This is a genomic window from Chloroflexota bacterium (genome assembly GCA_020850535.1).
Lineage (GTDB): Bacteria > Chloroflexota > UBA6077 > UBA6077 > JACCZL01 > JADZEM01.
Window position 1 is genome coordinate 57201 of sequence record JADZEM010000190.1, and the last position, 24602, is coordinate 81802.

Consider the following 24602-nt stretch of genomic DNA (forward strand, 5'->3'; position numbering starts at 1 on the left):
AACAAACCGTGCGGTCGCTCATTCGACGCTGAGCGGCGATCCCCCCTGGCCGGATGGCGGTACCGGCGGCGTGAGCGGGCTGGCAACCGGTTTCTGCGGCGCGGCTCCGCACGATTCGCGGACCACGAGGCGGACCGGCAGCACCCGCTCAACCGCCACCGGTGACGTACCGTCCGCAGCGCCCTCAATCGCATCGAGCAGCGCCTCAACGCCGATCCGGCCGAGGTCGTCGCGCGGATGCTCGATGGTCGTGAGTGCAGGCACGCTGTACACGCCGACCTCGACCCCGTCAAACCCGACGATGGCGACATCGTCGGGCACGCGGACGCCGAGATCGTGAAACCCACGAAGCAGGCCGATGGCGGTGGTGTCTGTCGCGGCAAACATCGCGGTCGGGCGCGGCCCCGGCCGCGCGAGCCACTCGGAGGCGGCGTCTCGGCCACCACGCATCGCGCGTGCATCGCCGATCAGCCACGAATCGTCCGGCCGCAGGCCGTGCTCGTCGAGCGCTCGCAAGTAGCCACGGAACCGGTCGGCTGAGGCGGCGTACTCGGCGGTCGATGGCGGGAGCTTGCCGTAGCTGACATGCCCGATTCGCCGGTGGCCGAGATCCAGCAGGTGGCGGGTGGCGAGGTACGCGCCATCTTCATCGTCGATCCGGATCGCCGGAATGGTGGGAGCAGGACTGCCGCTGAGGAGAACGACGATCGGCAGACCACGCTGTGAGAGATCGCGACGAGCGGCAACCCGCAGGGTCTGCTGCTGATCCCCGTCGCCGGCCGGGCGGGCCGTCGCTACCACCACGCCGTCCACCCGGCCGCTCCGGAGATTCGCCAGTGCAATCACCTCGTCGTCCGCGGTGCCGGCCTCGGCAACGTCCAGCTGGTAGCCGCGGGCGCGGGCCGCCTTGAGCGCGGCCGTGGCGATCTCACCGTAGTACGGGTTCGCGATCCGTGAAACGACGAGCATGATCGCACCGGTTCGCCGGCTGCGAAGGCTGCGGGCAGCGTGATTCGGGGTGTAGTTCAGGCGCACAGCAGCGGCGAGGACAGCGGCGCGGGTGACATCGGAGATGCGGAGTGTCCCGCTGCGTCCGTTGAGGACAAGCGACACGGTGGCCTTGGAGACGCCAGCCTCCCGGGCAACGTCGAGGATGGTGGAGGGCCGCGCCAGGACGCCAGCGGCCGAAAGTGCATCCGCGTGCACTCCGTCAGCGAGCGGCGCCGTGCTTTTGGGGACAGGTTGGCGCGTCATCACGCCGGGCATCCTCAGTGGTGATCCCGTTCAGACCCAGAAACGATCTGCGTGGAACGGTTTAGCGCGCTGAGAATAGCAGCTACGTTCCTGGTCGTCAATCCGCCGGGATCATTGGCTGCCCCGCGGTCTCGCTCTCGCGCACGGGAGGCGACGAGCCGAACTGGCCGTGCAGTCGAGCTTCTGGCGACTGCCGGCACGACACGCGTACACTCCCGGGAACACAGCCGGGCCACCTGGAGGCAGCATGAACGTCATCGACCTGCGGAGCGACACTGTCACCCTGCCATCCCCTGAGATGCGTCGCTTCATCAACGAAGCGGAGGTCGGCGACGACGTCTACGGCGAGGACACGACCGTCAACGCCCTCCAGGAGAAGGCCGCCGAGCTGCTCGGCAAGGAGGCCGCCCTCTTCGTCTCCAGCGGCACCATGGGCAACCTGATCGCGCACATCGCGTGGTGCAACGCCGGCGACGAGGTCATCTGCGGCGAGAAGCACCACACCCTGAATTCCGAGCAGGCCAACGCCGCCCGCGTCGCTCAGACCCAGCTGCGGACCGTCCCCCAGAACCGCGCCAGCCTCGACATCGACGCCATCCGCCGCACCATTCGCGGCGACGATCCCCACTTCCCGCGCACCACGCTGATCTGGGTCGAGCAGCCCTGCAACGGCTGGGTGATGCCGCTCGACGAGCTGGCCGCCATCTCCAGGCTCGCCCGCGAGCACAACATTCCCGTCCACATGGACGGCGCGCGCATCTTCAACGCGGCCATCGCGCTCGGCGTGGACGCCTCAGAGATCGCAAAGCATGTCGATTCGGTCATGTTCTGCTTCTCCAAGGGGCTGGCCGCGCCCGTCGGCTCGGCGCTCGTCGGCTCGAAGGCGTTCATCGCCAAGGCCTACCGAGGCCGCAAGCTGATCGGCGGCGCGATGCGGCAGGCCGGCGTCATCGCGGCGGGCGGCCTCTACGCGCTCAACAACAACATCGAGCGTCTGGCCGACGACCACGCCAACGCAAAGCGGCTCGCGGCCGGCCTCGCGCGGCTCCCCGGCATCGCCATCGACCGCGACGAGGTCACCACCAACATGTTCTTCATCCACCTGAGCGATCCAGCTCCCTCCGCCAAGGAGCTTTCGGCCCGGGTCAAGGAGAAGGGCGTGCTCTGCGGCGCGGCGAAGGACGGCAGCCCGATCATCCGGCTGGTCACGCACTACGGCATCGAGCGGGCCGACATCGACCGGGCCATTGACGCCTTCGCGCAGGCGCTCGGGGCGCAGCCGGCCGTGGCCGGGGTCGCCGTCACAGCGTAGTGACAGCAGGCAGTAAGCAGTAAGCAGTAAGCAGTAAGGAACGGTCGGTGAAAACGTGCAAGCTGCCCATTGTCGTCCTGAGCGCAGCGAAGGACCTCACCCGCTGACGCGGACGCTGACGGTCAGCGGGTGATGCACAAGCCGATAGTCGGCGCGTGACACGAGCGTTGACGGTCAGCGGGTGAGGTCCTTCGCTGCGCTCAGGACGACAATGGGCAGCTTGCACGCTTTCACCCCATCATTATTCCCACGACCCACGACCCACGACCCACGACCCACGAGGAGGGGATCTCGCATGGGGGTCAAGCTCGTCATCCCAGACGACTACAACGATCAGTACAGCTCGTCGCCCGTTGTCACGCAGCTCCGGGGCCGCTGCGACATCACCATCCACACCGGCATGATCCGCTCGGTCGATGATGTGGTCGCCAGGCTGGCAGACGCCGAGATCGTGGTTGCCAACCGGGAGCGCACGCCACTCAGCGCCGAGGTCTTCACCCGCGTGCCGACCCTCAAGCTCATCGCGCAGACGGGCATGCGGGGCGCGCACCTGGACGTGACGGCCGCCACCGTCCACGGCATCCTGATCGCCGGCACCGGCGGCGCGAAGAACGCCCGGTCCAGCCCGTACGCTGCCGCCTCGACGGTCGAGCTGACCATCGGGCTGATGCTCGCCGCCTCACGTCGCATCCCCTACGGTGATGCAGAGGTCCGGGCTGGTCGCTGGTCCCAGTTCGTCGGGCGCGAGCTGGCCGGGCGCACCCTCGGCGTGGTCGGGCTGGGGCGGATCGGCGGCCGGGTCGCCCAGATCGCCAGGGCTATCGGCATGAACGTCGTCGCCTGGAGCCCGAATCTCACCCCCGAGCGCGCTGCCGCCGCCAACGTAACGGCGATGGAACTGGACGCCATGATGAGCGAGGTGGACGTGCTCTCGATCCACCTGCAGCTCTCGCCGATGAGCCGTGGCCTCATCACCCGCGAGCGGCTGGCCATGATGAGGCCGTCCGCTCTGCTCGTCAACACGGCGCGCGGCCCGATCGTAGACGAGACAGCGTTGCTGGAACGGCTCCAGACGGGCCGGCTCTGGGGCGCGGCGCTCGACGTGTTCGGGCAGGAGCCGCTGCCAGCCGATCACCCCCTGTTCTCGCTCCCGAATGTCGTGCTCACCCCCCATGTGGGATGGGTCGCCGAGGACAGCTACATGGCATTCTTTGAGGGCATCGTCGAGAACGTCACCGCGTACCTCGACGGCCAGCCGATCCCCCGGATGGTGAACCCCGAGGTACTCGAGGCGCGCTCATCCGGCTGAGGCGTACCCCGCTGCTTCCCGTATCCCCTTCCCCCACCCACACACGACACGCCCCCCTCAGCCCGCGCTCCGGCGCGGCCAGGGTGAGCACATCCCGGCGCCCCGACATGCCACCGCCTCTCCCGCTGCGTGGGCGAGGCCGGCGGGGGGTGAGGTGCATCCTCATCCTCACGCTGCTCCTACTCGTCGCCTGCACCCAGCCGCCGCCGCAGGTCGTCGTACAGGCCGAGCCGGAGCCGTCGCCGACGGATACTGTTGATACTGTTGTCCCTTCGCCGCCCACGGCCGAGCCGACGCTGACGCCGGCCCCCTCCGCCACGCTCACGGCCACCCCGGCCCCAACCTCCACGACAACGCCGACGCCCACGCCGCAGCCCGAGCGCGTGCGCGTCTCCGGCGAGAACGGCTCAGCCGTCAACATGCGGCGGGAGCCCGGCACCAACGCCCCCGTGGTCAAGTCGCTGCGCGACGGCGCCGAGGTCACGATCGCCGGGGTGGATCGTGACGAGAACGGGCGCATCTGGCGCAACGTCCGCGATGGCGACGATGTCGGCTGGATCGTCTCGACCGCCCTGCGCTCGCAGCCGACGCCCACTATCACGCCGAGCGCCACCGTCACGCCGAGCGCCACGGCCACGACGGCCGCCACCGCTACCCGTGAGCTGACCGGGACGGCAGCCGCCGCGACCCCCTCGCCAACCAGCGGCGGCAGCGCCACGCCGGCCGGCACGCCCGCGCCAGAGCGTATCGAGATCACCGGCACCGGTGGCGGCGGCGCGAACCTCCGCGCCGAGCCGGGCACCAGCGCCCGCATCCTCCAGACCATCCCAGACGGCACCCAGTTGACCATCGTCGGGCCAGACCGTGAGGTCGGCGGGCGCACCTGGCGCAACGTGCGCGGCCAGGGCGGCACGACCGGCTGGGTGGCGGCCGACTCGACCCAGCCGCTGGCCGAGCCGACGCCGGCCATCACCCTCACGCCCACGCCAACGGCCCCACCAGGCGCCCAGGAAGCGGCGGCCACGAGCGCCACGCCAACCATCAGCCCACCTCCCGAATCGACCGCCAGCAGCACCCCCGCCGCCGCGAGCACGCCGACCATCGGCACGCCCACGGCCAGCACGCCCACCACGAGCAGCGCGGGCGCGCCGTCGCCGGCCGAAGATGCCCCTGCCGAGGAGCCGACGCCCGAGCCACAGCGCGTCGAGGTCTACGACACCGGCACCACCGGCGCGAACCTCCGCGCCCGCCCCGGCCGGAGCGGATCGGTGCTGCGGAGCGTTCCAGACGGCGCGGTGCTGACCATCATCGGCGAGGATCAAGTTGCCGACGGCATCATCTGGCGCAACGTGCAGATGGAGGACGGCACGAAGGGCTGGCTGGCCGTCGAGACCGTCCGGCCGCTCGTCATCCCGACGCCCACCCCCCGGCCGGGCGCGCCGGGCATCGGCGCACCCATCGTGGACGAATCCCTCCCCGACGATGAGCTCAGCGAGGAGCAGCGAGCGGCCACCCCCTGCCGCCCCGGCCAGTTGAAGGGCGATTTCGGCACCGGCGTCTACTACCCGCCGGACCACCCGGAGTACGCCGGCCTGCGGCAGCGAGTCCGCTGCTTCGACAACGTCAGCCGCGCCCAGGCGTCCGGCTACCGCGCGGCGGACCCGCCAGCCGCGCCGTCACCGTCCCCCGGCCCCGAATAGCCCCCCGAGGCCCCGCTGCCGGGGTCGCCTCGTCGATGGTCAGCGGGCCGCCACCGCCCGCGCCATCCTTGCCCGAGCGCGGCGCGGCCAGTATGCGGCCCGCCCCGTGGTGAGGCCAGCCGGCCCGGGTTGTGAGAGCACCTCAGGCGGATGCGCGCCGCAGGACGCGGCTGGTCTGCCAGATCAGCACCAGCGCGGCCAGCAGGTGCAGCACCGCGAACACCAGCCACGGCGCGACGTACAGCAGCTCAACGCCGGCCACCTGCTCGAACGCCACCAGTGGACGACCGGCGATCTGCCCGGCCGCGCTGGTGATCCCCGCGATCAGCGGATTGCTGGCCGCCAGGAGCTGCCCCAACCCCGCCTCGGCATGCAGCAGCGCCGCATCAACCGACTGCCCATCGCCCACCATGCGGCGCGTCGTCGATTCCGCCCCATTGATCAGCCAGACCAGCGGCCAGATCGTCTCGTCCATGTCCAGGCCGAACAGCCCATCCGCAATCGCCAGCAGCACGATCAGCAGCGGCAGCCCGCCCGTTCCCAGCAGCATCGTCACGTAGGAAAACAGCATTGCAGCGCGGGTGGTGTGCAGCCGTGCTGACCAGTACAACCCCACACAGCCGTAGGTTGTCGCCGTGAGCAGCAGGATCATCTGCCCGAGCGCCAGCTCCTCCAGCCCCACGCCGCCGATCAGCACTGCCACCGCCTGGATCGGCAACGCCAGCACGATCAGCAGCAGCAACGAGCCAAGGGCCGCCACCAGCTTCCCGATCACGATCTGCCGGCGCGAGAGCGGCGTCACCAGGAGCAGGTCGAGCGTCTGGCGCTCGCGCTCGCCGGAGATCAGGTCGGCGGTCAGGGCCGGCGCGAGCAGGCAGATCAGCCCCAGCTCGACGGCTGTGATGGCCGCGAAGAACAGGCGGCCAATCGGAGCGCTCGACGTGCTGTCGGCGGCCGAGGCGTTCGCCACCATCAGGTAGAGCCCCGCCGCGATGGCCGCCAGCGGGATCAGCTCCAGCATGGCGATGACGTAGGTGCGCGGCCCACGCATGCGGGCCAACAGCTCCTTGCCAGCCAGCGGATTCGCCAGCCAGCCGAACGCCCGCTGCCCCGCCCGCCGCGCAAGCGGTCGCAGCCCGGCGGCGTCAACGGCCACGGTCACGCCCCCCGGTGCCGTCAGCGGCCACGGTCACGCCCCCCGGTGCCGTCAGCGGCCATTGCTGCGCGTCCCGCTCTCGGCCAGCTGGTCTGACGCCTCACCCAGCCGCCGCGTCACCCGCAGGAAGAGGTCTTCAAGCCCGCCCACATCCTGTCCAAAGCTGAAGATCGGCAGGCCGGCCGTCACCAGATCGGCCAGCAGCGTCCGCAACTGATGCTCGTCGCCATCCAGCACGAAGCGCGCGGTCGAGACCGGTTCCGCCCCATCCGCCGCCGTCTCGTCCGTGTCGACCGTCACGGCGTGCACCCCGGGCCGGTTCAGCAGCGCGCCCCGCAGCCGCACGCCCGCACCAGCCCCCAGCACCTGGACCCGTACCGAGCGCCCGCCGTGCAGCCGTCGCGTGACCTCGTCCACCGGCCCAGACGCCAGCACCTTCCCACCGTCCACAATCGCGATGTGGGTGCAGAGGTCCGACAGCTCGGCCAGGATGTGCGACGAGACCAGGACGGCCTTGCCCATGCGGCCCAGCTCCCGCACGATCTCCCGCAGTTCGAGGCGGGCGCGCGGATCGAGTCCGGAGGCCGGCTCGTCCAGCAGCAACACGGCCGGATCGTGCACCAGCGCTCGCGCCAGCCCCAGCCGCTGCTGCATCCCCCGTGAGAGACCGGCCACGTAGCTGTCGCGCTTGTGGGTCAGATCCACCAGCGCCAGGAGGTCGGCGGCCACGCCAGCGCGCCGGTCGGACGGCACACCGTGGCAGGCAGCGTAGAAGTCGAGGTACTCGGAGACCTTCAGCTCGGGATACACGCCAAAGAAGTCGGGCATGTAGCCGAGCTGCCGCCGGACGCCGTCCTGGTCCGTCCGCACCGACGCCCCGCCCACCCAGGCATCCCCGCCGTCCGGCGTCAGAAGCGTCGCCAGCATCCGCATCGAGGTCGTCTTGCCGGCCCCGTTCGGCCCGATCAGCCCGTAGATGGCCCCCGGCTGCACGCTGAGCGTGAAATCCTGCACGGCAATGGTGCTGCCAAAGCGCTTGAAGAGACCGCGCGCCGCGAGGGCGAGGGCCTCCCCGGCCTGGGGCGGGCGGGCGTCCTCATCCTGAGCGGGCGGCAGCCCGAACGGCTCGTCGCTCATCAGTCCCGCACCCCGTCCAGCGACAGGTCGAGCTGCTCCACCGTGAGTTCGTTCCCCGGCGGTTCCAGGCGCACACGCAGTGCCCCACCGTCCACGAACGACGCCCCGAACGGCATATTCGCCACGCCGGTCCCGCTCAGCGGCACATCGATCCACGTCCGATCCGCCCAACGGTACAGCGACGCGCGCGGCGGTCCGGCGTTCCGGTTGGCGCTCGGCACCGCCAGGTGGACGCTCAGGCGGTCGATGCGCGCCAGCTCCAGCCCGGGCGGCAGGTCGAACTGAAAGACAATCGGGCCGCGCGCCAGGAACGAGCGCCCGCTCCCGCGCGTCAGGGCCGCACCGTCCAGCACGCTGCGCGCCAGCAGCCCGGGCGGGATCGTCACGTCCTCGCGGCCATAGTCGACCGGCAACGCCTGCTCGATCAGCGTCCGCGACGTCCCTTCGACAGCGCCCTCCCCGAGCGTCAGGCGCGGCGCGGTGGTCGCAACCCAGGCCAGCAGCATCGCGCCCCCGCCCGTCTCGCCGTCGTTGCCGCGCCCGGCCTGCTCCAACTGCGCGATCAGCGCCCGCCGGCGCTCCACGGCGCTGCCGCCGCGCCCCCCAGCCGACGCCGACCACGGCGGCGGGCCGTTCTGCCACGCGCCGGCCGCCCGGCTCGTCGGCAGCGAGATCGACACCGGCCGCGTCTCGTTCGGCCCGAGATCCCCCAGGCCCACGCCCTCGCCGGCCGCCAGCACGAACACGTCCTCCAGCCGGTCCGGCCCGACGTTCCGGACCGTCCCTTCCAGCCGGCCGTTCGCCGTCTTCAGCTCGGAGAGGATCGGCGTCGGGGCCATCGTCACGGTGCGCCACTGCAACAACTGCGGCGAGCGCCCCTCCATCCGCAACCCCGGCAACGCCGTCGGCATCAGCCCCGGCAGCCCGGCCGCGATCACCGTCGGCGTCTGCACGCCCGACGAGCCGAGCGGGCGCGGGACCGGCGCATCAGGAAACGTCAGATCGTAACTGCCACGTATCGGCGCAACCAGCCCGACATACGTGTCAACCGGGGCCGTCTTCGCGTCCACGGCCACCCGCACCGTCGAGATCGCCGCCAGCCGGACGTCCGGACCGCGCAGCCACCAGGCCGAGCCGATCAGCCCCCCTGCCGCCAGCAGCGCCACGCTCGGAAACCCGATCCACCCCCACTCGCGCCGGTCGAGCCGCCGCAGCAGGAAGTACTGGCCCGGTCCCGCCACCACCAGGTACGCGACCAGAAACCCGATCACCCAGCCGGCCGCTGGCAGCCCCAGGTTCAGCATGTCGGCGAGGGCCGAGCGCAGCGGGTACAACCCCGAGGACGCCTCGTTGAGGATCGGCAGGCCGGGCCGACCGCCCACCAGCACCCGCTGCCAGACGCTTTCGGCAGCCGGCCACGAGCGGAACGGCTCAATCGACGGATCGACGCCCAGGAAGGTCACCCGCCCGAGTCCGAGCCACCGCTCCACCAGCAGCGGGATACTCTCCTGGGTCAGGATCACCCGCGCACCCTCGATCGGCGAGCCGAGCGTCACCAGCACATCGCCGTCTGGCGGCGTCACGCCCGCGTACCGCGCAAACGACCGCAGATGCTTGACCGGGCGCGTCCACAGTCCGAACACCGGCAGCAGCTCGTCCAGCCCCTCCACCGAGCGCCGCCAGCCCGGGCCGCCCGCCACGATTAGCTGTCCCCCCTGCTCGATCCAGGTCTGCAAGGCGGCGCGCTGCTCGGCGGTCAGCCGATCTGACGAGGCCTGCCGCACGACCAGCGCATCCAGGGACTGGAACGGCAGTGGATCGGTCGGCACGTCGGTCGGGGTCAGCCGCGCCACCACGACCGGGCTGCCGCCGCGCCGCACGGACGCCAGCCCGGTCGGCGTCAGGCCATCATCCGAGAGCACGCCGACCAGGAACTCGTTCGGGCTGAGCGTCCGCAGCGGCACCTCGCGGGTGACGATCTCGGTCTCGTCGGCGCGGAGGGTCAGCCGCAGGTCGGGCAGGCCGATCGAGCCGGGCACCTGGAAGACGGCCTGCTTGCGCGCGCGCTGCGCCAGTTCGATGGGCTGGGTGTAGATGGCCGTCTCGCCGCCGGTCCGCATCGAGAGGCGCAGCTCGCCGTCGAGGGGCGGCCCCTCGTTCGCCACCACGGCCCGCACCGTCAACCAGCGGCCAGCCTTCGAGATCCCCTCAAACCCCGCCGACAGCTCCGGCAAGAATGCCGGATCGCCCTGATCGCCGCGCTGCGTCGTCTGCTGCTGGCCGCGCTCGCCCGCGACCGCCGGGAGCACGAGCGCCGCGACGCCCGTCCGCGCCGGCAGGGCCAGCGTCGCCAGCAACGTCAATACCAACGCCAGACCAGCCCGGCGGCCTGCCAGCCGCGCGAGGGCGCGCACGCGGTTCAGCACCATGCAGTACAGAGGCTTGCAACCACAACAACGTTCCACGACGCCGAGCGCCACCCGCGAATGTACCCTGGATTTCCTTGCCCGCGCACGCAATCCCCCGCATCATTTTCCGAGAGACAGGCAGACACTGGCCGCAGCACTCTGGGCCGGCGAGAAGTAGAGGGGCCTGAAGGGGACACCACAATGCAGGTCAGTTTGCCTGATACGCTGTTGCTGCTCGCGCTGCACGACGAGAAAGGCTCGGTCATTCCGGCCGCCGCGATGGCCCTCAATGGCGCGCTCATCGGCGCGATCCTGATGGAGCTGGCCCTGATGGGTCGCCTGGAGCAGCAGGCGAATGGGATGCTGCTGGTAGACCCCCACCCGACCGGCGACCTCCTGCTGGACGAAGTGCTTGGGCGCATGGCCGACGCCGACAGCCCGCGCGCGCCGAGCTACTGGGTCGGGCGGCTGGCCGGCACCATGCCCCGCCTGAAAGATCGGCTCCTGGAAGGGCTGGTCTCACGCGGGGTGCTGGACCAGCGCGAGCGGCGCATCCTCTGGGTCTTTCCCTCGCGCAGCTTCCCCCTGGCCGATGCCGCCGCCGAGCAGCAGGCCCGCGACCGCATCCGCGCCGTGATCCTCGAAGACGCGCAGCCAGACCAGCGCACCTCCGCGCTCATCGGGCTGGTCCGCGCCTGCAACCTGACCAACGAGATCTTCGCCCCGCACGAGCGCGCGCACGCCAACCGCCGCGTCTCCGAGCTGACCAGCGAAGAGGCTGCCCAGAGCACCGTCTTTGGATCTGGCCTCGAAGCCGCCCTGATGGCCACCCTCCTCGGCTCGACGATCCTCTACACCTACCACGCCATGAACCAGCCCGCAGACTTTGACGACGGCTGGAGCTTCACCACGTTCGCATCGGACAGTGGAGGCAGCACTACCACCATGACCTGGGACACCAACTGGAGCGATCCGTCCTCGTCGAACGACGACAGCAGTTGGGACAGCCCCGGCGACTCCGGCGGGAGCGACTTCGGCGACGGCGGAGACAGCAGCGGCAGCAGCGACTAGCGTGGATCGTGGATCGTGGATCGTGGATCGTGGATCGTGGATCGTGGATCGTGGATCGTGGATCGTGGATCGTGGATCGTGGATCGTGGATCGTGGAAGCATGCTTGCTGACGCGCGCTGCTGTGTCGTAGCAAACACGCAACTCCCCATGTCATCCTGAGCGCAGCGAAGGACCTCACCCGCTGACGCGAACATTGACGGTCAGCGGGTGACGCGAACGTTGACGGTCAGCGGGTGGCACGAGCGTTGACGGTCAGCGGGTGAGGTCCTTCGCTGCGCTCAGGATGACAACTGCAGCTTGCATGCTTTCACCACGACCCACGGCCCTCGGCCCTCGGCCCTCGCTCCACGGCCCAGCTAGAACGGCATGCCCCGCACCAGCATAATCGCCAGCGCCACCACCACCAGCGCCAGGATCGCTTCCAGCCGCCCGAGCATCGAGGCCGTCTTCCGCAGCCGCTCGGACTCGGCGGGCGCGCCGCCGGCCTCCGCAACGCGCACGCTGTGCGGTCCCATCACGAAGTCGTGGTAGAAGCTCAGCGCCAGCATCAGCGCCACGACTCCCAGCTTCAGGGCGAGGGTCGTGCCGAACGGGCTGCCCCACAGCTCGCTGCTGAACAGGTTGCTCCAACTGACGCCACGGTACACAGCATTGATCGTGCCCGTCACCAGCAGCAGCCCGATACAGACCCAGCCGACCGTGCGGAAGCGCCGTCCGACCGCCCCAAACAGCATTGCCCGCTGCTGCTGGGGCAACGGGCGCGTGACGGGCACCACCACCAGGGCCAGAAAGAACATCCCGCCGATCCAGATAATGGCACTCAGGATGTGGAGAAAGACGCTGAGCTGATACAGCACCATGCGAACACCTGACAGCGTGTGATGAAAAAGGGCGCCAGGACACCACCGGTCATTGTCGCAGAGCGCCCCGTGGGACAGCTTGAGCATTCCCCGAGCAACCAGAAGAGCCAGGAACCAGAAGGGCCAGACCGTCACAGTCTGGCCCCGGTACGTCCCCTGCTGCGAGGTCAGGCTACGGCTTGACGATCTCGAACGACGCCCCGCCGACGCCGGCGCTGCCATCAGGAGCCAGCGCGCTGACGCCCACCCCGATGAACCCGGGGCTGCCTGTCGGCTTCCAGCTCACACTGGACTTGCCACTGCCATCGGTCGCGGGAGCCTCTGGCGTCTCACCGGTCGGGCTGGTCTTCACCGTCACCGTCGCGCCCTGGACCGGCTGCCCGTTCTTCGTCACCGTGATGCTGACGGTCTGCTCGTCGCCCTTGATCTTGGACTGCTTGACGCTGACGTCCACCTTCAAGAAGTCGCCGCTGGCCGCCGCCCCAGAAGACGCATTGCTGCTCGTGCCGGTCGTCGGCTGGCTCTGCGCCGTGGTCGTGGAGGGAGCCGGCGCGGCAGACGCACTTGCCTGAGCGGGTGGCGCAGCGGGAGCGGGGGCGCTCGCCTGGGCGGGCGGGGTGCTGCCGCCCGAGACCGACACCAGGTAGTCAGCCGCAACCCAACCACGACCGTCGCCCGGCGCGCGGACGTTCCGCCACGTCAGGCCGTCCGCCTTCCGATCCTCGCCCACGATCTCCAGCACCGTGCCGTCTGCCAGCCGCGCCGCGATCGCGCCCTTCAAGGACGGCTCAGCGCGCAGCCGCACGCCGGTCCCGCCGGTGTTCGCCACCCGCACCTTCTGACCGCCGCTGTTCGTCGTGGCGTTCATCGGCTGGGTCGAGCCGCTGGTACCCGCGCCCGAGGACACCGTGGGCCCCGGCCGCTGGGTGTTCAGATTGCGCGGCGCAGACGGCGCCGTCTGGGACTTGTAGCCAGGGTCGATCTTCCGCAGGACGATGGCCGCGATGGACTCGGCCTCGGCCATCCGCGTCGGCTTGGTCAAGCCGGCGACGGTGATCCCGACGACCATCGCACCGCGGCGGAAGAGGAACAGGTGAGCCACGGCTGGCTGCCCATCCGCCGACTGGCCCTCCATCGTCAGGCCCGCCGCCTCGTCGCCAAGCTTCGCGACCTTCGACTCGGCCCATGGCGGCGACGCGGTCGTCAACGCCTGCCGCGAGGAGGTGAACTGCTCGGCGGCCTGCTGGGCGTTGGCCGTCTTCGCGACGAGCGTCTTGATCTCGATGGGGCCGTCAGCAAAATTCTTCGGCGTCTGGTCCCGCACGAAGTCCGCTTCGTACACGACGATGCCAGGCACCGGCTCGCGCTGCTCGCTCTTCTCGGGGACGAACTGGAAGCCGCCCCGCAGCTCATTCGCGGCGGGGGTGACGGCCTTCGGCTCAACCGAGAGGTCGCTCTGCGCCAGCGCCACCCCTGGCGAGAAGGTGTTTGCTACCGTGCTGATGCCGAGCGTCAGCACCATCGCCAGCGTCAGCACACGCCAGGCGGTCATCAGTGGGCGGATCATGTTCTACGCCTCGTCGAAGACTCCGATACGTCGGTACTTCGCGAACCGATCGTGAAGCAGGCGATCAGCATCCAATGCCTCGCCGTACCCATAGCAACGATCAAGGTCGCTCAGGGTCGCACGGAGCGCGTTTCCGAGCGCGGCTGCTGCCCCCACCGGGTCGGTATGGGCGCCACCCGCCGGCTCGGGGACGATCTGATCGGCGATGCCGAACCGCCAGACGTCCTCTGCCGTGATCTTCATGGCGGTCGCAGCCTCCGCCACGAGGCCGGCATCGTTCCAGAGAATCGACGCGCAGCCCTCGGGTGATACGACAGAGTAGACGGCGTTCTCAAGCATTAAGACACGGTCGGCCATCGCAATGGCCAGCGCGCCACCGCTGCCACCCTCGCCGATGATCGCGCTGATGACCGGCGTTCGCAGGCGGGCCATCTCCAGCAGATTCGTGGCGATGGCGATGGCCTGTCCGCGCTCCTCAGATGGCAGCGTTGGATCGGCCCCGGGCGTGTCCACCAGCGTGATGATCGGCAGGCCGAACTTCTCCGCCTGCTTCATCAGGCGCAGGGCTTTGCGATACCCCTCCGGCTTCGGCATCCCGAAGCGGCGGACGGCGTTCTCCTTGGCGTCGCGCCCCTTCTGGTGGCCGATCAGCATGACCGGCCGCCCATCCAGGCGGGCCGGGCCGGCCACCAGCGCGGCGTCGTCGGCAAAGAGCCGGTCGCCGTGCAGCTCGATGTGCTCCTCGAAGATCGCGCCGACGTAGTCCAGGGTGTACGGCCGCTGCGGATGGCGGGCCAGCTGGACCCGCTGCCACGCCGACAGCGCCGCCGACTCCGACGCACTGTCGGCCGGGACCAGCGCTGGCGTCGCCGGCGGCTCGCTCAGGGGATCGAAGTTGGTGATGCGCTCCTCGGTGCTTGCCAGGGTCAGGCCCCCTTCCAGGCGGCCGCGGACGGCAGGCCGGAGTAGAGCCGCACGAGGCGGGCGATGGTCGGGCGCAGGTCACGCCGTGAAACCACCTTGTCGATCATGCCGTGCTCGAGCTGAAACTCGGCGCGCTGGGTGCCGGGCGGCAGCTTCTGCTTGGTGATCTGCTCGATGACGCGCGGCCCGGCAAACCCGACCAGCGCGCCCGGCTCGGCCAGCATCACGTCGCCCAGGCCGGCGAAGCTCGCCGTCACGCCGCCCGTCGTCGGATCGGTCAGCAGGCAGATGAACGGCACGCGGGCGTCGCTCAGGCGGGCCAGGGCTGCCGAGGTCTTCGCCATCTGCATCAACGAGAAGATGCCCTCGTGCATGCGCGCCCCGCCCGACGAGCAGACGGCCAGGAACGGCTGCCGGTCCTCGATCGAGCGCTCAATGGCCCGCGTCACCTTCTCGCCCACGACCGAGCCCATGCTCGCGCCCATGAAGCTGAAATCCGCCACGGCGATCCGGAGACTGGCCCCCTCGATAGCGCCCGTGCCACAGGTGATCGCCTCGCTCAGGCCCGTCTTCCCCTGGGTCTCTTCGAGCTTATCCAGGTACTTCTGGCCGGCGCTCACAAAGCCGAGCGGATCGCCCGGCCGCAACGTGCGGTCCTCTTCCTGGAACGAGCCTTCGTCCAGCAGCTGCTCGATGCGCTGCCGCGCCGAGAGCCGGGCGTGGAACTGGCACTTCTGGCAGACCCGCAGATTCTTCTCGAACTCGCGGGTGTAGATCAGCTCCTTGCAGCGGTCGTTGCCGCAGCGCACCCAGAGGTTGGCCGGAATCTCCTTCGGCCCGATCCACGAGCGGGGCGAGAACCGCGACCGATGCGGCGGCGGCGGTGGAGGAGGAGGCGCGTCGGCCTCGACCGCGCCGTTCGCAGGGGCCGGCGCCGTGACCGGGGCGGCCTCGGCAGGTGCAAGCCCGTCTTCACGGTGTTCGCGGCGAAAGAGGTCACGAATCGGCACGGGCGGTCTCTTCCCTCGGCCCTTCAGGCCATAGCGTCGTTCGTCGGCCGGGTGCTCGCAGGAGCGGCCAGTTGCACGCATACCCGACGACACAGGACGCCTGGACGACGCTGCATGCGCCTGGCCACCGGCTGGTGGTCTGCTGCAAGGAGCCCCACCATCCTGCGGGGCCAGATCGGGTGAGGCATCGGATCCACCCCCAACGGGCCGACACAGCGGCGACCGGGCGCGCGTCAACAAGACCACGGCATCGGGGCTGGTGGGAGTCTACCAGCCGTCTCCGAGGACGGTCAAGCAGATGGGGGTGCCCGGGGTGACATTTCTCGTCAGCAGCCCGTCGAGGTCGCGCGACAGCAGTGCCGGAAAGTCATGAACCGCACGACACCAACGTGGTATAGACTGCTGCCCCTGCCCGGCCTGCGCCGCAGACGCCGCCAGGGCCATGCCTGCTGCGTGAGGAGGGTCAGCATGCGACACCTGTCCAGGCATACACGCGTCGAGCGGCTCGTGCGCGAATGCCTCATGCTCGCGGCGGCGCTGGCAACCGGCCTGCTGACGACGGGCCTGCTGCCGGCCGCCGTCCAGGCCCAGAGCGCCAGCCCGTGGGGCGAGCGCGCGCCGATGCTCCTGCCGCGCTCCGAAGCGTCCGTCGCGGAGCTGAACGGCAAGGTCTACTTCCTGGGCGGCTACCCGGGCGCGCGGATCACGTCGGACTCGGTCCAGGTCTACGACACGAAGACGGACACCTGGGAGCTGGGTCCGCCGTTGCCGGTCCCCCTGCACCACACGATGGCCTCGGTGGTGAACGACCGGCTCTACATCATCGGCGGCGAGGGCGGGAACCCGACGCCCGGCGAGTCGGTCTTCCAGAACGGCGTCTACATGCTGGACGAGCAGGCCGGGCAGTGGATCGCCCGCGCGCCGATGCCGACGGCCCGCAGCGGCGGCGGCTCGGCGGTCATCGACGGCAAGATCTACGTCGCCGGCGGACGCCCGCCGCGCGGCCACGACCTCGCCGTCTACGATCCCGCGTCGGATACCTGGACGGAGCTGCCGAACATCCCCACCCAGCGCAACCACCTGGGCGTGGTAGCCGTCAACGGCAAGCTGTACGTGGCGGGCGGACGCTTCGGCGGCGGCGTCGGCAGCGAGATGACGGATCGCCTGGAGATCTACGATCCAGCCACCAACAGCTGGTCGGAGGGTGCGCCGCTGCTGGCCCCGCGCGCGGGCGTCACGTCGGTGGAGGCCAACGGCTGCGTCTACCTGATCGGCGGCGAGGGCAACGACGCGCACCCGATGGGCGTCTTCGACCGCGCCGAGCTGTACGACCCTGCCACCAACAGTTGGCACAGCTTGCCGCCCCTCCCAACGGCGATGCACGGCATCACGGGCGCGGCGTTTCTGGACGGCCTGATCTACGTGCCCGGCGGCGCGACCCGACGTGGGGTGAGCGGCCAGGACGTGACGCTGAAGCTGCAAACGCTGACGGTCGAACGTAGCTGCGGCTGACCCCCGAGCGCACCGCGGCTGACGGCAGCCGGCCTGCACGGCGGGGCGCCCATGTGCTCCCGCCGCGCCGGGTAACTGCACGGGGCGCTCGTCAGCCGCGCAGCGCACCGGGTCATCTCCCGGTACCGACGATATGATCGGAGTGACTGCACGGGGCACTCGTCAGCCGCGCAGCGCTGCCACCGCGTTGATCTCGATCAGCGCGTCAGGGTGCACGAACGCCGAGACCGCCACCAGCGTGCTGGTCGGGTAGGGCGGGCTGAACATCCGCAGCCGCACCTCGTGGATCGCCTTCAGGTCCGTCATCTCCTTCACGAAGACCGTCACCTGCACCACATCCGCCAGCGAGCCGCCCAGCTGCGCCAGCGAGCGCTCGATGTTCTTGAGCACCTGCTCCGTCTGCGCCCCGACATCGCCGACGCCGATCAACTGGTCGTCCGCGTCCACGGCAAGCTGCCCCGAGACGTAGACCAGCCGCCGAACATCAGTCAGGTCAAAGGCGATGGCGTTGCAGAACGCGACTGGCATACCCATCGCGTTCTGGCCGGCCGCCCGGCCGAACGGGACGCTCTCAAAGGCCATGATGCTGCTCTCCCGGGCGCGGCCCTGCAAGGCCGCGCCGCAGGCACAGTATCCTCCCCCTGCGCCGTGCCGACGGCATGCAGCAGCGGGAGGCCCAGGGTGAGCTTCGTCCACACCACCAACGCCGATGGCTGGTTCGTCACGCCGTCTCGGGAGCAGCAAGCGGCTCGGACGGGCACGCTCGTGCGCCGCTCGTCGCTGATCCTGCCCGTCAACGTCCGCCGGTTCGTCGAGCGGGCCTACACGCGCCGCGCAGACGCCATCGTGCTCGACCTGGAGGACAGCATCCCACCGAGCGAGAAGGCGGCAGCCCGCACGCTGGTGCAGGAAGCGATTGGCCTGGCCGGCCGGGGCGGCGCCGATGTCCTGGTCCGCATCAATAAGCCGTTCGCGCTGGCGATTGCCGACCTCGACGCAGCGATCTGGCCCGGGCTGACCGGCATCGTCTTCCCGAAGGTCGAGTCGGCCATCGAGGTCCACATCGTCGACCGGCTGATCGCCGAGCGCGAGCTGGCGCGCGGCCTGCCCGTCGGCGGCATCGACGTCTCGGTGCTGGTCGAGTCGGCGCTCGGCGTGCAGCACATGGCCGAGATCGCCTGTGCCAGCCCGCGTGTCGTGGCGCTGAGCCTGGGCGCTGAGGATTTCACCCGCGACATCGGCGTCTCCCCCTCGGCAGCGGGCGAGGAGCAGGCCTACGGCAAGGGCATGGTCATCGTGGCGGCGCGGCTGGCCGGCATTCAGCCACACGGCCTGAGCAGCACCCTGGCGGACTACGCCGATCTGGCCGGGCTGGAGCGCTCGGCAGCGCGGGCGCGGGCGCTCGGCTTCCGGGGCGCAAGCTGCATCCACCCGACGCAGGTAGCGATCTTGAACCGTTGCTACGGCCCGAGCGAGGCTGAGGTCCTGTACGCTCGTCGGGTGATCGAGATTTACGCCGAGGCTGAGGCGTCCGGCCGGGCCTCCATCGCGCTGGACGGCAAGATGATCGACATCCCGATTGTCGAGCGGGCGCAGACGCTGCTGGCACGCGCTGAGGCGATTGCGGCCCGCGAGGCGCGCACTCGGGCGGCGCTGGCGGCCGCCGGCGAGAGCTGACCGTTGGCGGTGTGGACGATTGGGTGCAGCCATAAGCATGGGCGTGGACTGCTGACGCGCATGGAAGTGTTCAGCACCTGAGCTCTTCTCGTTACACTGGCTTACGGGCTAACTCGTTACACTGGTTTACGGGCTGAGATGCTGCGGGACGATGGTCGTCAAGACCGCATCGGAGCATGGTGACCGTGCAGTGGCATCAGTCGTCATGGGGGCCAGGCATGGGGGCCAGGCGGCATGAACATGCCAGGCTGGCGAGGATGTGACCGATGATGAGCGTACGGCGACGGTACAGGAGCCCTCCGGTCGTCGAAGCGCTCGCCGAGTTGTATTTCGAGGGCTCGACCTGGGATCTGACTGTCGGGACTCCTCAACGTAGTAGGATCGAGCAGGCCGATTCCTGAGGACCGCGGGCCGACACGCAAAGCATCTCATTCGGCCGCGCTGAAACAAGTGCAACGTTCGGCGCGAGAATATGCGGTCCTGGTCGGGGAACCGAAAGTCTTCTGCTCGCGGAGCACGAGTACGCCGCTGACGTGGCTGCCCTAACTGGTGATCGGCACCGACAGCGTGATCGTCGTGCCGCGCCCACGTGTGCTGTCGATGTTCAGGTTGGCGTCCAGCATCCGCGCCCGGTTCGCCATGTTCCGCAGCCCGTGGTGCTCCTCCGTCGAGCCGGCCGACACGTCGAACCCGACGCCGTTATCCGCCACGGTCAGCACGAGCCGCCCGTGCTCGACCGCGCCGGTGATCACAACGCTCGAGGCGCGGGCATGGCGCATCGCGTTCGCGATCGCTTCGCGGAGCACCTGGGCCAGTTCGGAGCGGCGCTCGGGCGGCGCGACCGTGGAGGCCTCGTCTGTGATGTCCACGGTGATCGCCACGGCGATCTCGCCGGGCGCGGAGGGCTGCCCGTACTCGTTGGCCAGCCCGAGGGCCGTCTCCCGCAGGCCGGCGATGCCGCTGACGCGGTGGGTCAGATCCAGCACGTAGTTGCGGATGTCGGAGATGGCCCGGTTGAGGCCGGCGGTGGCATCCCCGATGCGCGCCTCCACCTCGGCGGGGTTCTCGTGCACGGCAAGGCGGCAATATTCGAGATTCAGACCCACGGCGTAGATGGTCTGGATGATGCCGTCGTGCAGCTCCTTGGCGATGCGGTCGCGTTCCTGGAGCAGCGCCAGCTCGCGGGTCTGTCCGAAGAGGCGGGCCGTCTCGATGGCCGTCGCCGCCTGATCCGCGAAGGCCGAGAGCAGCGTCGTGTCGTCGGAGCTGAAGTGGTTCGGCTCGGTGGAGTACGCTTCGACCACGCCGAGGATGCGCTCCCCGAGGCGGATCGGGGAGACGGCCACCGAGCGCGGCACGGTGCCATCTCGCAAAGTCGGAAACTCGAGGTCTGGGCGGTCACGGGTGTCGGCGACCACGCTGGGGCCTTCGCCGCCGAGCACCAGCGGCGCGAGGCTGCTCACGCGCGGGTCGAGCTCGTCGCCGGCTTCGTCCACCGTCGCCGCCAGGGCGCGCGTCGCCGCCAGCTCGAAATGGACGCCATCCGGCGCCAGCAGCGACACGGCGACGGCCGGCGTCCCGATCAGCTCCGACAACGAATCGACGATCAACTGGAGGATCTCCTCCAGGCGGATCGAGGCGTTCATCGCCCGGGTCACACGCAAGAGCGCTCGGGAGGTGCTGGCCTCGTGGCGGGCGCTCTCGTAGAGGCGGGCGTTCTCGATGGCCGCGGCCGCCTGCTGACCGAGCGCCTCGGCCAGCCGGAGATCGGCCTCGCCGAAGACGCCGCCGGCCTGCCGGTCGAACGCCATCAGGCAGCCGACAACGCGAGAGCCGCGCATCAGCGGCGCCCAGATGCCGCTGCGACCGCCAACGGCCTCGAGGACGCGCAGGCTGACGCGCGAGTCGTGCGCCACGTCCTCGACGATCTCGCCGTGGCCGGCGGCGGCCACCCAGCCGATCATGCTCGCGCCGCCAAGCTCGCGCAGGCCAAGCAGCCGGCGGGCCCGCCGGCCGGCCGCTGCCTCGAAGGTGTAGACGTCGCTGACGGGATCCTTCAGCGCGATGGCGACGAGGGCGGCCCCCAGCAGCTCAGCCGACCGCTCCACGACAAGCTGGAACACGCGCTCGATGTCCAGCTCCTGCCCGATGACCTGCCCCAGCTCGCGGAGCGTCGAGACCTGGTTGAGCCGCCGCTCCAGCTCGTCGTTGAGGTTGGCGTTCTCGATCGCCACGGCTGCATGGCGGGCCAGCAGCAGGGCGAGCTGCTCGTCCGTCTCGTCGAAGCCGGCCGGGTCCAGCTCCTCGCCGCTCATCTTCTCGGTCAGGTAGAGATCGCCAAGCACCCGGTCGCCCAGCTTGATGGGGACGCCGAGCAGCGAGGTCATGGGCGGGTGGTTCGGCGGGAACCCGGACGAGCGCGGGTCACGCCCGATACTGTTCGTGCGGACGGGACGGCCCTCGCGGATCAGCACGCCGAGCAGCCCGTGCCCGCGCGGCAGCGGCCCGATCGCGGCGCGCTCCTGGGGGGTCAGGCCGCTGGTGATGAACTCAAAAATGCGGCCATCGGCGTCCGCCAGACCCAGAGCAGCGTACTTCGCGCCCAGCACTTCGCGGGCGAGATCGACGATGCGCTGGAGCACCCGGTTGATCGAGCGCTCGGCAGCGAGTACTGCCAGCGCGTCGCTCAAGGCCACCAGTGTCTCAGAGACGCGCGAGCGCGCGCCTACGGGTTTCGGCTTTCGAATTCGCTCGCTCGGAATTGCCATGAGCCGCTCGCCATCCCAGCCAGGGTGTCACCCGGCGATAGCCCTCCGGAGAGGCACTGCAACGCCCCGCCGCCACGGCGCGCCAGCCACCGCCTTCGCGTGCCAGTATAACGGCAGCAGCCCGGTCAGCAGGCGCGGCGCGGCGCTTTGCCCGGCACCTCGATCTGCATGATCTCCGACCGCTGCGGCCCGGTCGGAACGCCCCACGGCGACCACGCCAGCACCACGAACACCACCATGACCGTCGTGAGCAGCCCGCCGCCCAGCCAGCCAAGCTGCGCCCCCAGCGCCACGCCTGCCGAGCCGTCCGCCAGCAGCCCGCCGATCACCAGCCCGAACGCGCGCAGGAGGCCGCCGGCCACCGCCGCCCAGACCAGCGCCCCTGACAGCCCCGGGAACCGGATCGGGTAGGCCGAGACGCGCGGGAGCATCCGAATGCCGATCGCCACGATCAGCGGCACGAGATAGACCGCCGTGAAGGCGTGGGTGATGGCGTCCGACGGCAGCACCCCAAGCGCACGGCCCCACTGACTGATGAGCAAGCCCGCCCAGCAGACACGCAGCACCACGCGCGTGCGGCCCGGCAGGAGCGTGGCCGGGGCCTCGACCGTGGGCGGGACGCCCGGCCGCCAGAGGCCCAGCGCGATGAAGAGCGCCAGGACGGCCAGGGCGCTCAGCCAGATGCCGAGAACCGCGAGCAGCGGGGCGTCCAGCACCAGACCGGCCACCCGCGCCAGCAACGCCAGCGCCAGCCCGCCAATGCCGAGCCACGGCAGAGCCTGACTCACGGGGCGGACGCGCGCCAGCGGCGGCAGCAGCCGAAGCTGCACGGCAGATGTGGCCGCCAGCAGGAAGCCGTCCACCTCCAGCAGCACCAGCAGTTGATGCGGCAGGCCGTAGTCCGCCGGCATCCCCGTTTGCGCCAGCCCGATCAGCGAGATTGCCCGCACCAGCAGCGCGCCCACCAGGGAAAAGGCTCCCACCAGCAGCAGGCACTCCCAGGGAGCAGGACGCCCCGCCGACGCTGGCCGCGCGGCCACCAGCTGCCGCCCGGCCCAGGCGAACCCCAGCGGCGGCAGCAGCGCCGCCACGATCAGCAGCCCCGAGCGCACGATGCTCGACGGCAGCGGCTGCCCGACAAGCTGCGCCAGCAACCCGATGCCCACCAGCCAGCCGGCCACCGAGAGCGCCTCAGGGTGCGCCAGCTTCGCGCGCCAGAAGCCCGGCAGGATCAGCCCGCCGACGCCAACGATCAGCAGCCCGGCGAAGCCGAGGGTCTGGATCTGCCCGTGCGCCTGCACCAGCGGCGCGTACGCCTGCCCTGGCCACCCGAAGGCCGGCGCGCCCAGCGCGTACAACCCCGTCAGGAAGCCGCCGAACAGCCCCAGTCCGAGCGCGATGCTCGCGGCGCGGCCGTATGCGGGCGGAAACGGGGGCGCCGGCACAAAGAGACGAGGAGGGGCCGTCGTCGTCATCGCACGCTCTCCAACGATACGGTCTGCTTCAAAGCGTGTGTTCTGCCTCTGTAGTATGCCAACGGGGGCGGCCCGTACTGAGCCACCCCCGTTCAGGTCTTGCGCGTGGCCGCTCGCCTACTCGGTGACCGCGATGACCGAGATCATGCCGCCCGGCTCGACGCCCTTGTTCTGCACGTGGCTCAGGATGTGGCAGTGGTAGACCCAGTTGCCGAGGTTGTCCGCCACAAAGTCCAGGTCGTAGCGCTCGCCAGGGCCGATCGTGATCGTGTCCTTGGTGATCTGTGCGCCATCCGGCACGACGTGGCCGTCCGTCCCCACGATCTTCGTCGCGAAGCCGTGGCTGTGCATCGGGTGGATCATCTCGCCGAGGTTGACCAGGTGGATGCGGACGCGCTCGCCGAGCTTGGCCGCCAGCGGCTCGGTGGCCGGGAACGCCTTGCCGTTGATGACGAAGAAGCCGTTCAGCTCGCCAACCACCTGGAAGTACTCGCGGTCGAAGGTCGGCACGAAGCCCTTCGGGTCGATCTGCATGACCCCGAACAGGCCCTTCGACTTCTGCGAGACCGAGTTGTGGTGCGTGTGGTAGAGGAACGTCCCCGACGGCTTGGCCTCGAACTCGTAGCTGAAGCTGTCGCCAGGCTGCACGACGGGCTGGGTCACGTCCGGCACGCCGTCCATCGCGTTCGGGAGCATCGGGCCGTGGACGTGGATGACCGTCGGCTCGGGCAGCTCGTTCTTCAGGTTGATGCGGATGCGGTCGCCTTCGGTGGCGCGCAGCAGCGGGCCGGGCACCATCCCGTTGTAAGCCCAGGCGTCCATGAACTCGCCCGGCGCGATCTCCCACTTCACCACGGATGCCGTGATGTCGAACACCTTGACGCCGTCCACGATGCGCGGCTCAAGGACCTGATTGCCCTTGGTGGACGTCGGGACGATGTCTGCATGCGAGACCGCATGGCCCTCATGGCTGGAGGCCGGCGCGGTGCTGGCCGCGGCCTGCGCCGCCGCCTGTGTCTGTGCCGCGGCCGTCCCAACGGGCTTGGCCGCCTGTGACTGTGCGGACGCAGGGGCCGCCGCGGCCGGTCCGGACGGCGCGGTCGTCCGCCCGCTGCCGATACTGATCACGGTTGCTGAGGGCACCAGGACCATGCCACCAAGGACCGACCAGACGAGTCCGCCCGTCCAGACGGCCCCCATAACCATCAGCGCAATGAACATCCCACGCATCGAAAACGGGTCCTCCGAAAAAATCCTCACAGCAGCACGAGACCCGAATCGGAACTCTGGGCGCAGCACACAAGCGCCCCGCCTCAGAGCAGTCAGCCAGCCTCGCCACAGAGAGAATCATCGACGGGCGACGCCCCGTCGCGGCTGGGGCAGGTGTCCCAAACATGGCGGGCGCGTTCCGTGAATGGGTAGGACAGCATGCCGCCGCCTGCCTACCCTGGCGGGTAGGTT

At 70.0% G+C, this 24602-nt stretch carries 18 protein-coding genes; 6 read left to right on the plus strand and 12 right to left on the minus strand.

All coding sequences use genetic code 11. The features are described from left to right. Nucleotides 1–18 precede the first annotated feature (18 nt). Nucleotides 19–1254 (minus strand): LacI family DNA-binding transcriptional regulator, encoded by a 1236-nt coding sequence (locus tag IT306_27580; GenBank protein ID MCC7372207.1) that lies wholly within the window; start codon nucleotides 1252–1254, stop codon nucleotides 19–21. Nucleotides 1255–1501: 247 nt separating this feature from the next. On the opposite strand from IT306_27580, the gene ltaE reads away from it, so the two are divergent. From ltaE to IT306_27595, 3 genes are all read left to right on the plus strand, one after another. Then, a complete protein-coding gene (ltaE, locus tag IT306_27585) occupies nucleotides 1502–2566 on the plus strand; it encodes a low-specificity L-threonine aldolase (GenBank protein ID MCC7372208.1) in 1065 nt (354 codons plus the stop codon). Between the two features lie 295 nt (nucleotides 2567–2861). Then, entirely contained in the window at nucleotides 2862–3875 is a 1014-nt protein-coding gene (locus tag IT306_27590) for a D-2-hydroxyacid dehydrogenase family protein (GenBank protein ID MCC7372209.1), read from the plus strand. Between the two features lie 149 nt (nucleotides 3876–4024). Beyond that, nucleotides 4025–5575 (plus strand): SH3 domain-containing protein, encoded by a 1551-nt coding sequence (locus IT306_27595; GenBank protein ID MCC7372210.1) that lies wholly within the window; start codon nucleotides 4025–4027, stop codon nucleotides 5573–5575. A gap of 142 nt (nucleotides 5576–5717) precedes the next feature. On the opposite strand, the gene IT306_27600 is transcribed toward IT306_27595, so the two are convergent. Genes IT306_27600 through IT306_27610 form a run of 3 tightly spaced genes read right to left on the minus strand, consistent with a single transcriptional unit; the run spans nucleotide 5718 to nucleotide 10297 of the window. After that, nucleotides 5718–6731 (minus strand): ABC transporter permease subunit, encoded by a 1014-nt coding sequence (locus IT306_27600; GenBank protein ID MCC7372211.1) that lies wholly within the window; start codon nucleotides 6729–6731, stop codon nucleotides 5718–5720. A gap of 51 nt (nucleotides 6732–6782) precedes the next feature. Beyond that, nucleotides 6783–7868 (minus strand): ABC transporter ATP-binding protein, encoded by a 1086-nt coding sequence (locus tag IT306_27605; protein ID MCC7372212.1) that lies wholly within the window; start codon nucleotides 7866–7868, stop codon nucleotides 6783–6785. Continuing rightward, entirely contained in the window at nucleotides 7868–10297 is a 2430-nt protein-coding gene (locus tag IT306_27610) for a hypothetical protein (GenBank protein MCC7372213.1), read from the minus strand. Before IT306_27610 ends, IT306_27605 begins: the two co-directional genes overlap by 1 nt. 192 nt (nucleotides 10298–10489) lie before the next feature. Between IT306_27610 and IT306_27615 the strand changes: the two genes are divergently transcribed. Next, complete coding sequence (locus tag IT306_27615) at nucleotides 10490–11347, plus strand: GPP34 family phosphoprotein (protein MCC7372214.1); 858 nt, start codon at nucleotides 10490–10492, stop codon at nucleotides 11345–11347. 357 nt (nucleotides 11348–11704) lie between these two features. Here IT306_27615 and IT306_27620 read toward each other — a convergent pair whose 3' ends face one another. From IT306_27620 to IT306_27635, 4 genes are all read right to left on the minus strand, one after another. Continuing rightward, complete coding sequence (locus tag IT306_27620) at nucleotides 11705–12208, minus strand: DUF4149 domain-containing protein (GenBank protein ID MCC7372215.1); 504 nt, start codon at nucleotides 12206–12208, stop codon at nucleotides 11705–11707. Between the two features lie 172 nt (nucleotides 12209–12380). Then, nucleotides 12381–13775 carry an SH3 domain-containing protein gene (locus tag IT306_27625; protein ID MCC7372216.1) on the minus strand — a complete coding sequence of 465 codons (1395 nt, stop codon included), beginning with the start codon at nucleotides 13773–13775 and terminating at the stop codon, nucleotides 12381–12383. Nucleotides 13776–13778: 3 nt separating this feature from the next. Next, entirely contained in the window at nucleotides 13779–14633 is an 855-nt protein-coding gene (locus IT306_27630) for an acetyl-CoA carboxylase carboxyltransferase subunit alpha (protein ID MCC7372217.1), read from the minus strand. 68 nt (nucleotides 14634–14701) lie between these two features. Next, nucleotides 14702–15790 carry an acetyl-CoA carboxylase carboxyltransferase subunit beta gene (locus IT306_27635; protein MCC7372218.1) on the minus strand — a complete coding sequence of 363 codons (1089 nt, stop codon included), beginning with the start codon at nucleotides 15788–15790 and terminating at the stop codon, nucleotides 14702–14704. Between the two features lie 387 nt (nucleotides 15791–16177). On the opposite strand from IT306_27635, the gene IT306_27640 reads away from it, so the two are divergent. After that, the gene (locus IT306_27640) at nucleotides 16178–17221 is read left to right on the plus strand and encodes a kelch-like protein (GenBank protein MCC7372219.1); all 1044 of its coding nucleotides are present in this window, start codon (nucleotides 16178–16180) and stop codon (nucleotides 17219–17221) included. Between the two features lie 162 nt (nucleotides 17222–17383). Here IT306_27640 and IT306_27645 read toward each other — a convergent pair whose 3' ends face one another. Further along, the gene (locus IT306_27645; protein MCC7372220.1) at nucleotides 17384–17803 is read right to left on the minus strand and encodes a RidA family protein; all 420 of its coding nucleotides are present in this window, start codon (nucleotides 17801–17803) and stop codon (nucleotides 17384–17386) included. A gap of 99 nt (nucleotides 17804–17902) precedes the next feature. On the opposite strand from IT306_27645, the gene IT306_27650 reads away from it, so the two are divergent. After that, complete coding sequence (locus IT306_27650) at nucleotides 17903–18898, plus strand: CoA ester lyase (protein MCC7372221.1); 996 nt, start codon at nucleotides 17903–17905, stop codon at nucleotides 18896–18898. A 542-nt stretch (nucleotides 18899–19440) separates the two neighbouring features. Here the strand turns inward: IT306_27650 and IT306_27655 are convergent. The 3 genes from IT306_27655 to IT306_27665 all read right to left on the minus strand — a co-directional run bounded on the left by IT306_27655 (nucleotide 19441) and on the right by IT306_27665 (nucleotide 24371). Next, nucleotides 19441–21594 carry a GAF domain-containing protein gene (locus IT306_27655; protein ID MCC7372222.1) on the minus strand — a complete coding sequence of 718 codons (2154 nt, stop codon included), beginning with the start codon at nucleotides 21592–21594 and terminating at the stop codon, nucleotides 19441–19443. A gap of 197 nt (nucleotides 21595–21791) precedes the next feature. Further along, a complete protein-coding gene (locus IT306_27660) occupies nucleotides 21792–23141 on the minus strand; it encodes a hypothetical protein (protein ID MCC7372223.1) in 1350 nt (449 codons plus the stop codon). Between the two features lie 117 nt (nucleotides 23142–23258). Continuing rightward, the gene (locus IT306_27665) at nucleotides 23259–24371 is read right to left on the minus strand and encodes a copper oxidase (GenBank protein MCC7372224.1); all 1113 of its coding nucleotides are present in this window, start codon (nucleotides 24369–24371) and stop codon (nucleotides 23259–23261) included. Nucleotides 24372–24602 lie beyond the last annotated feature (231 nt).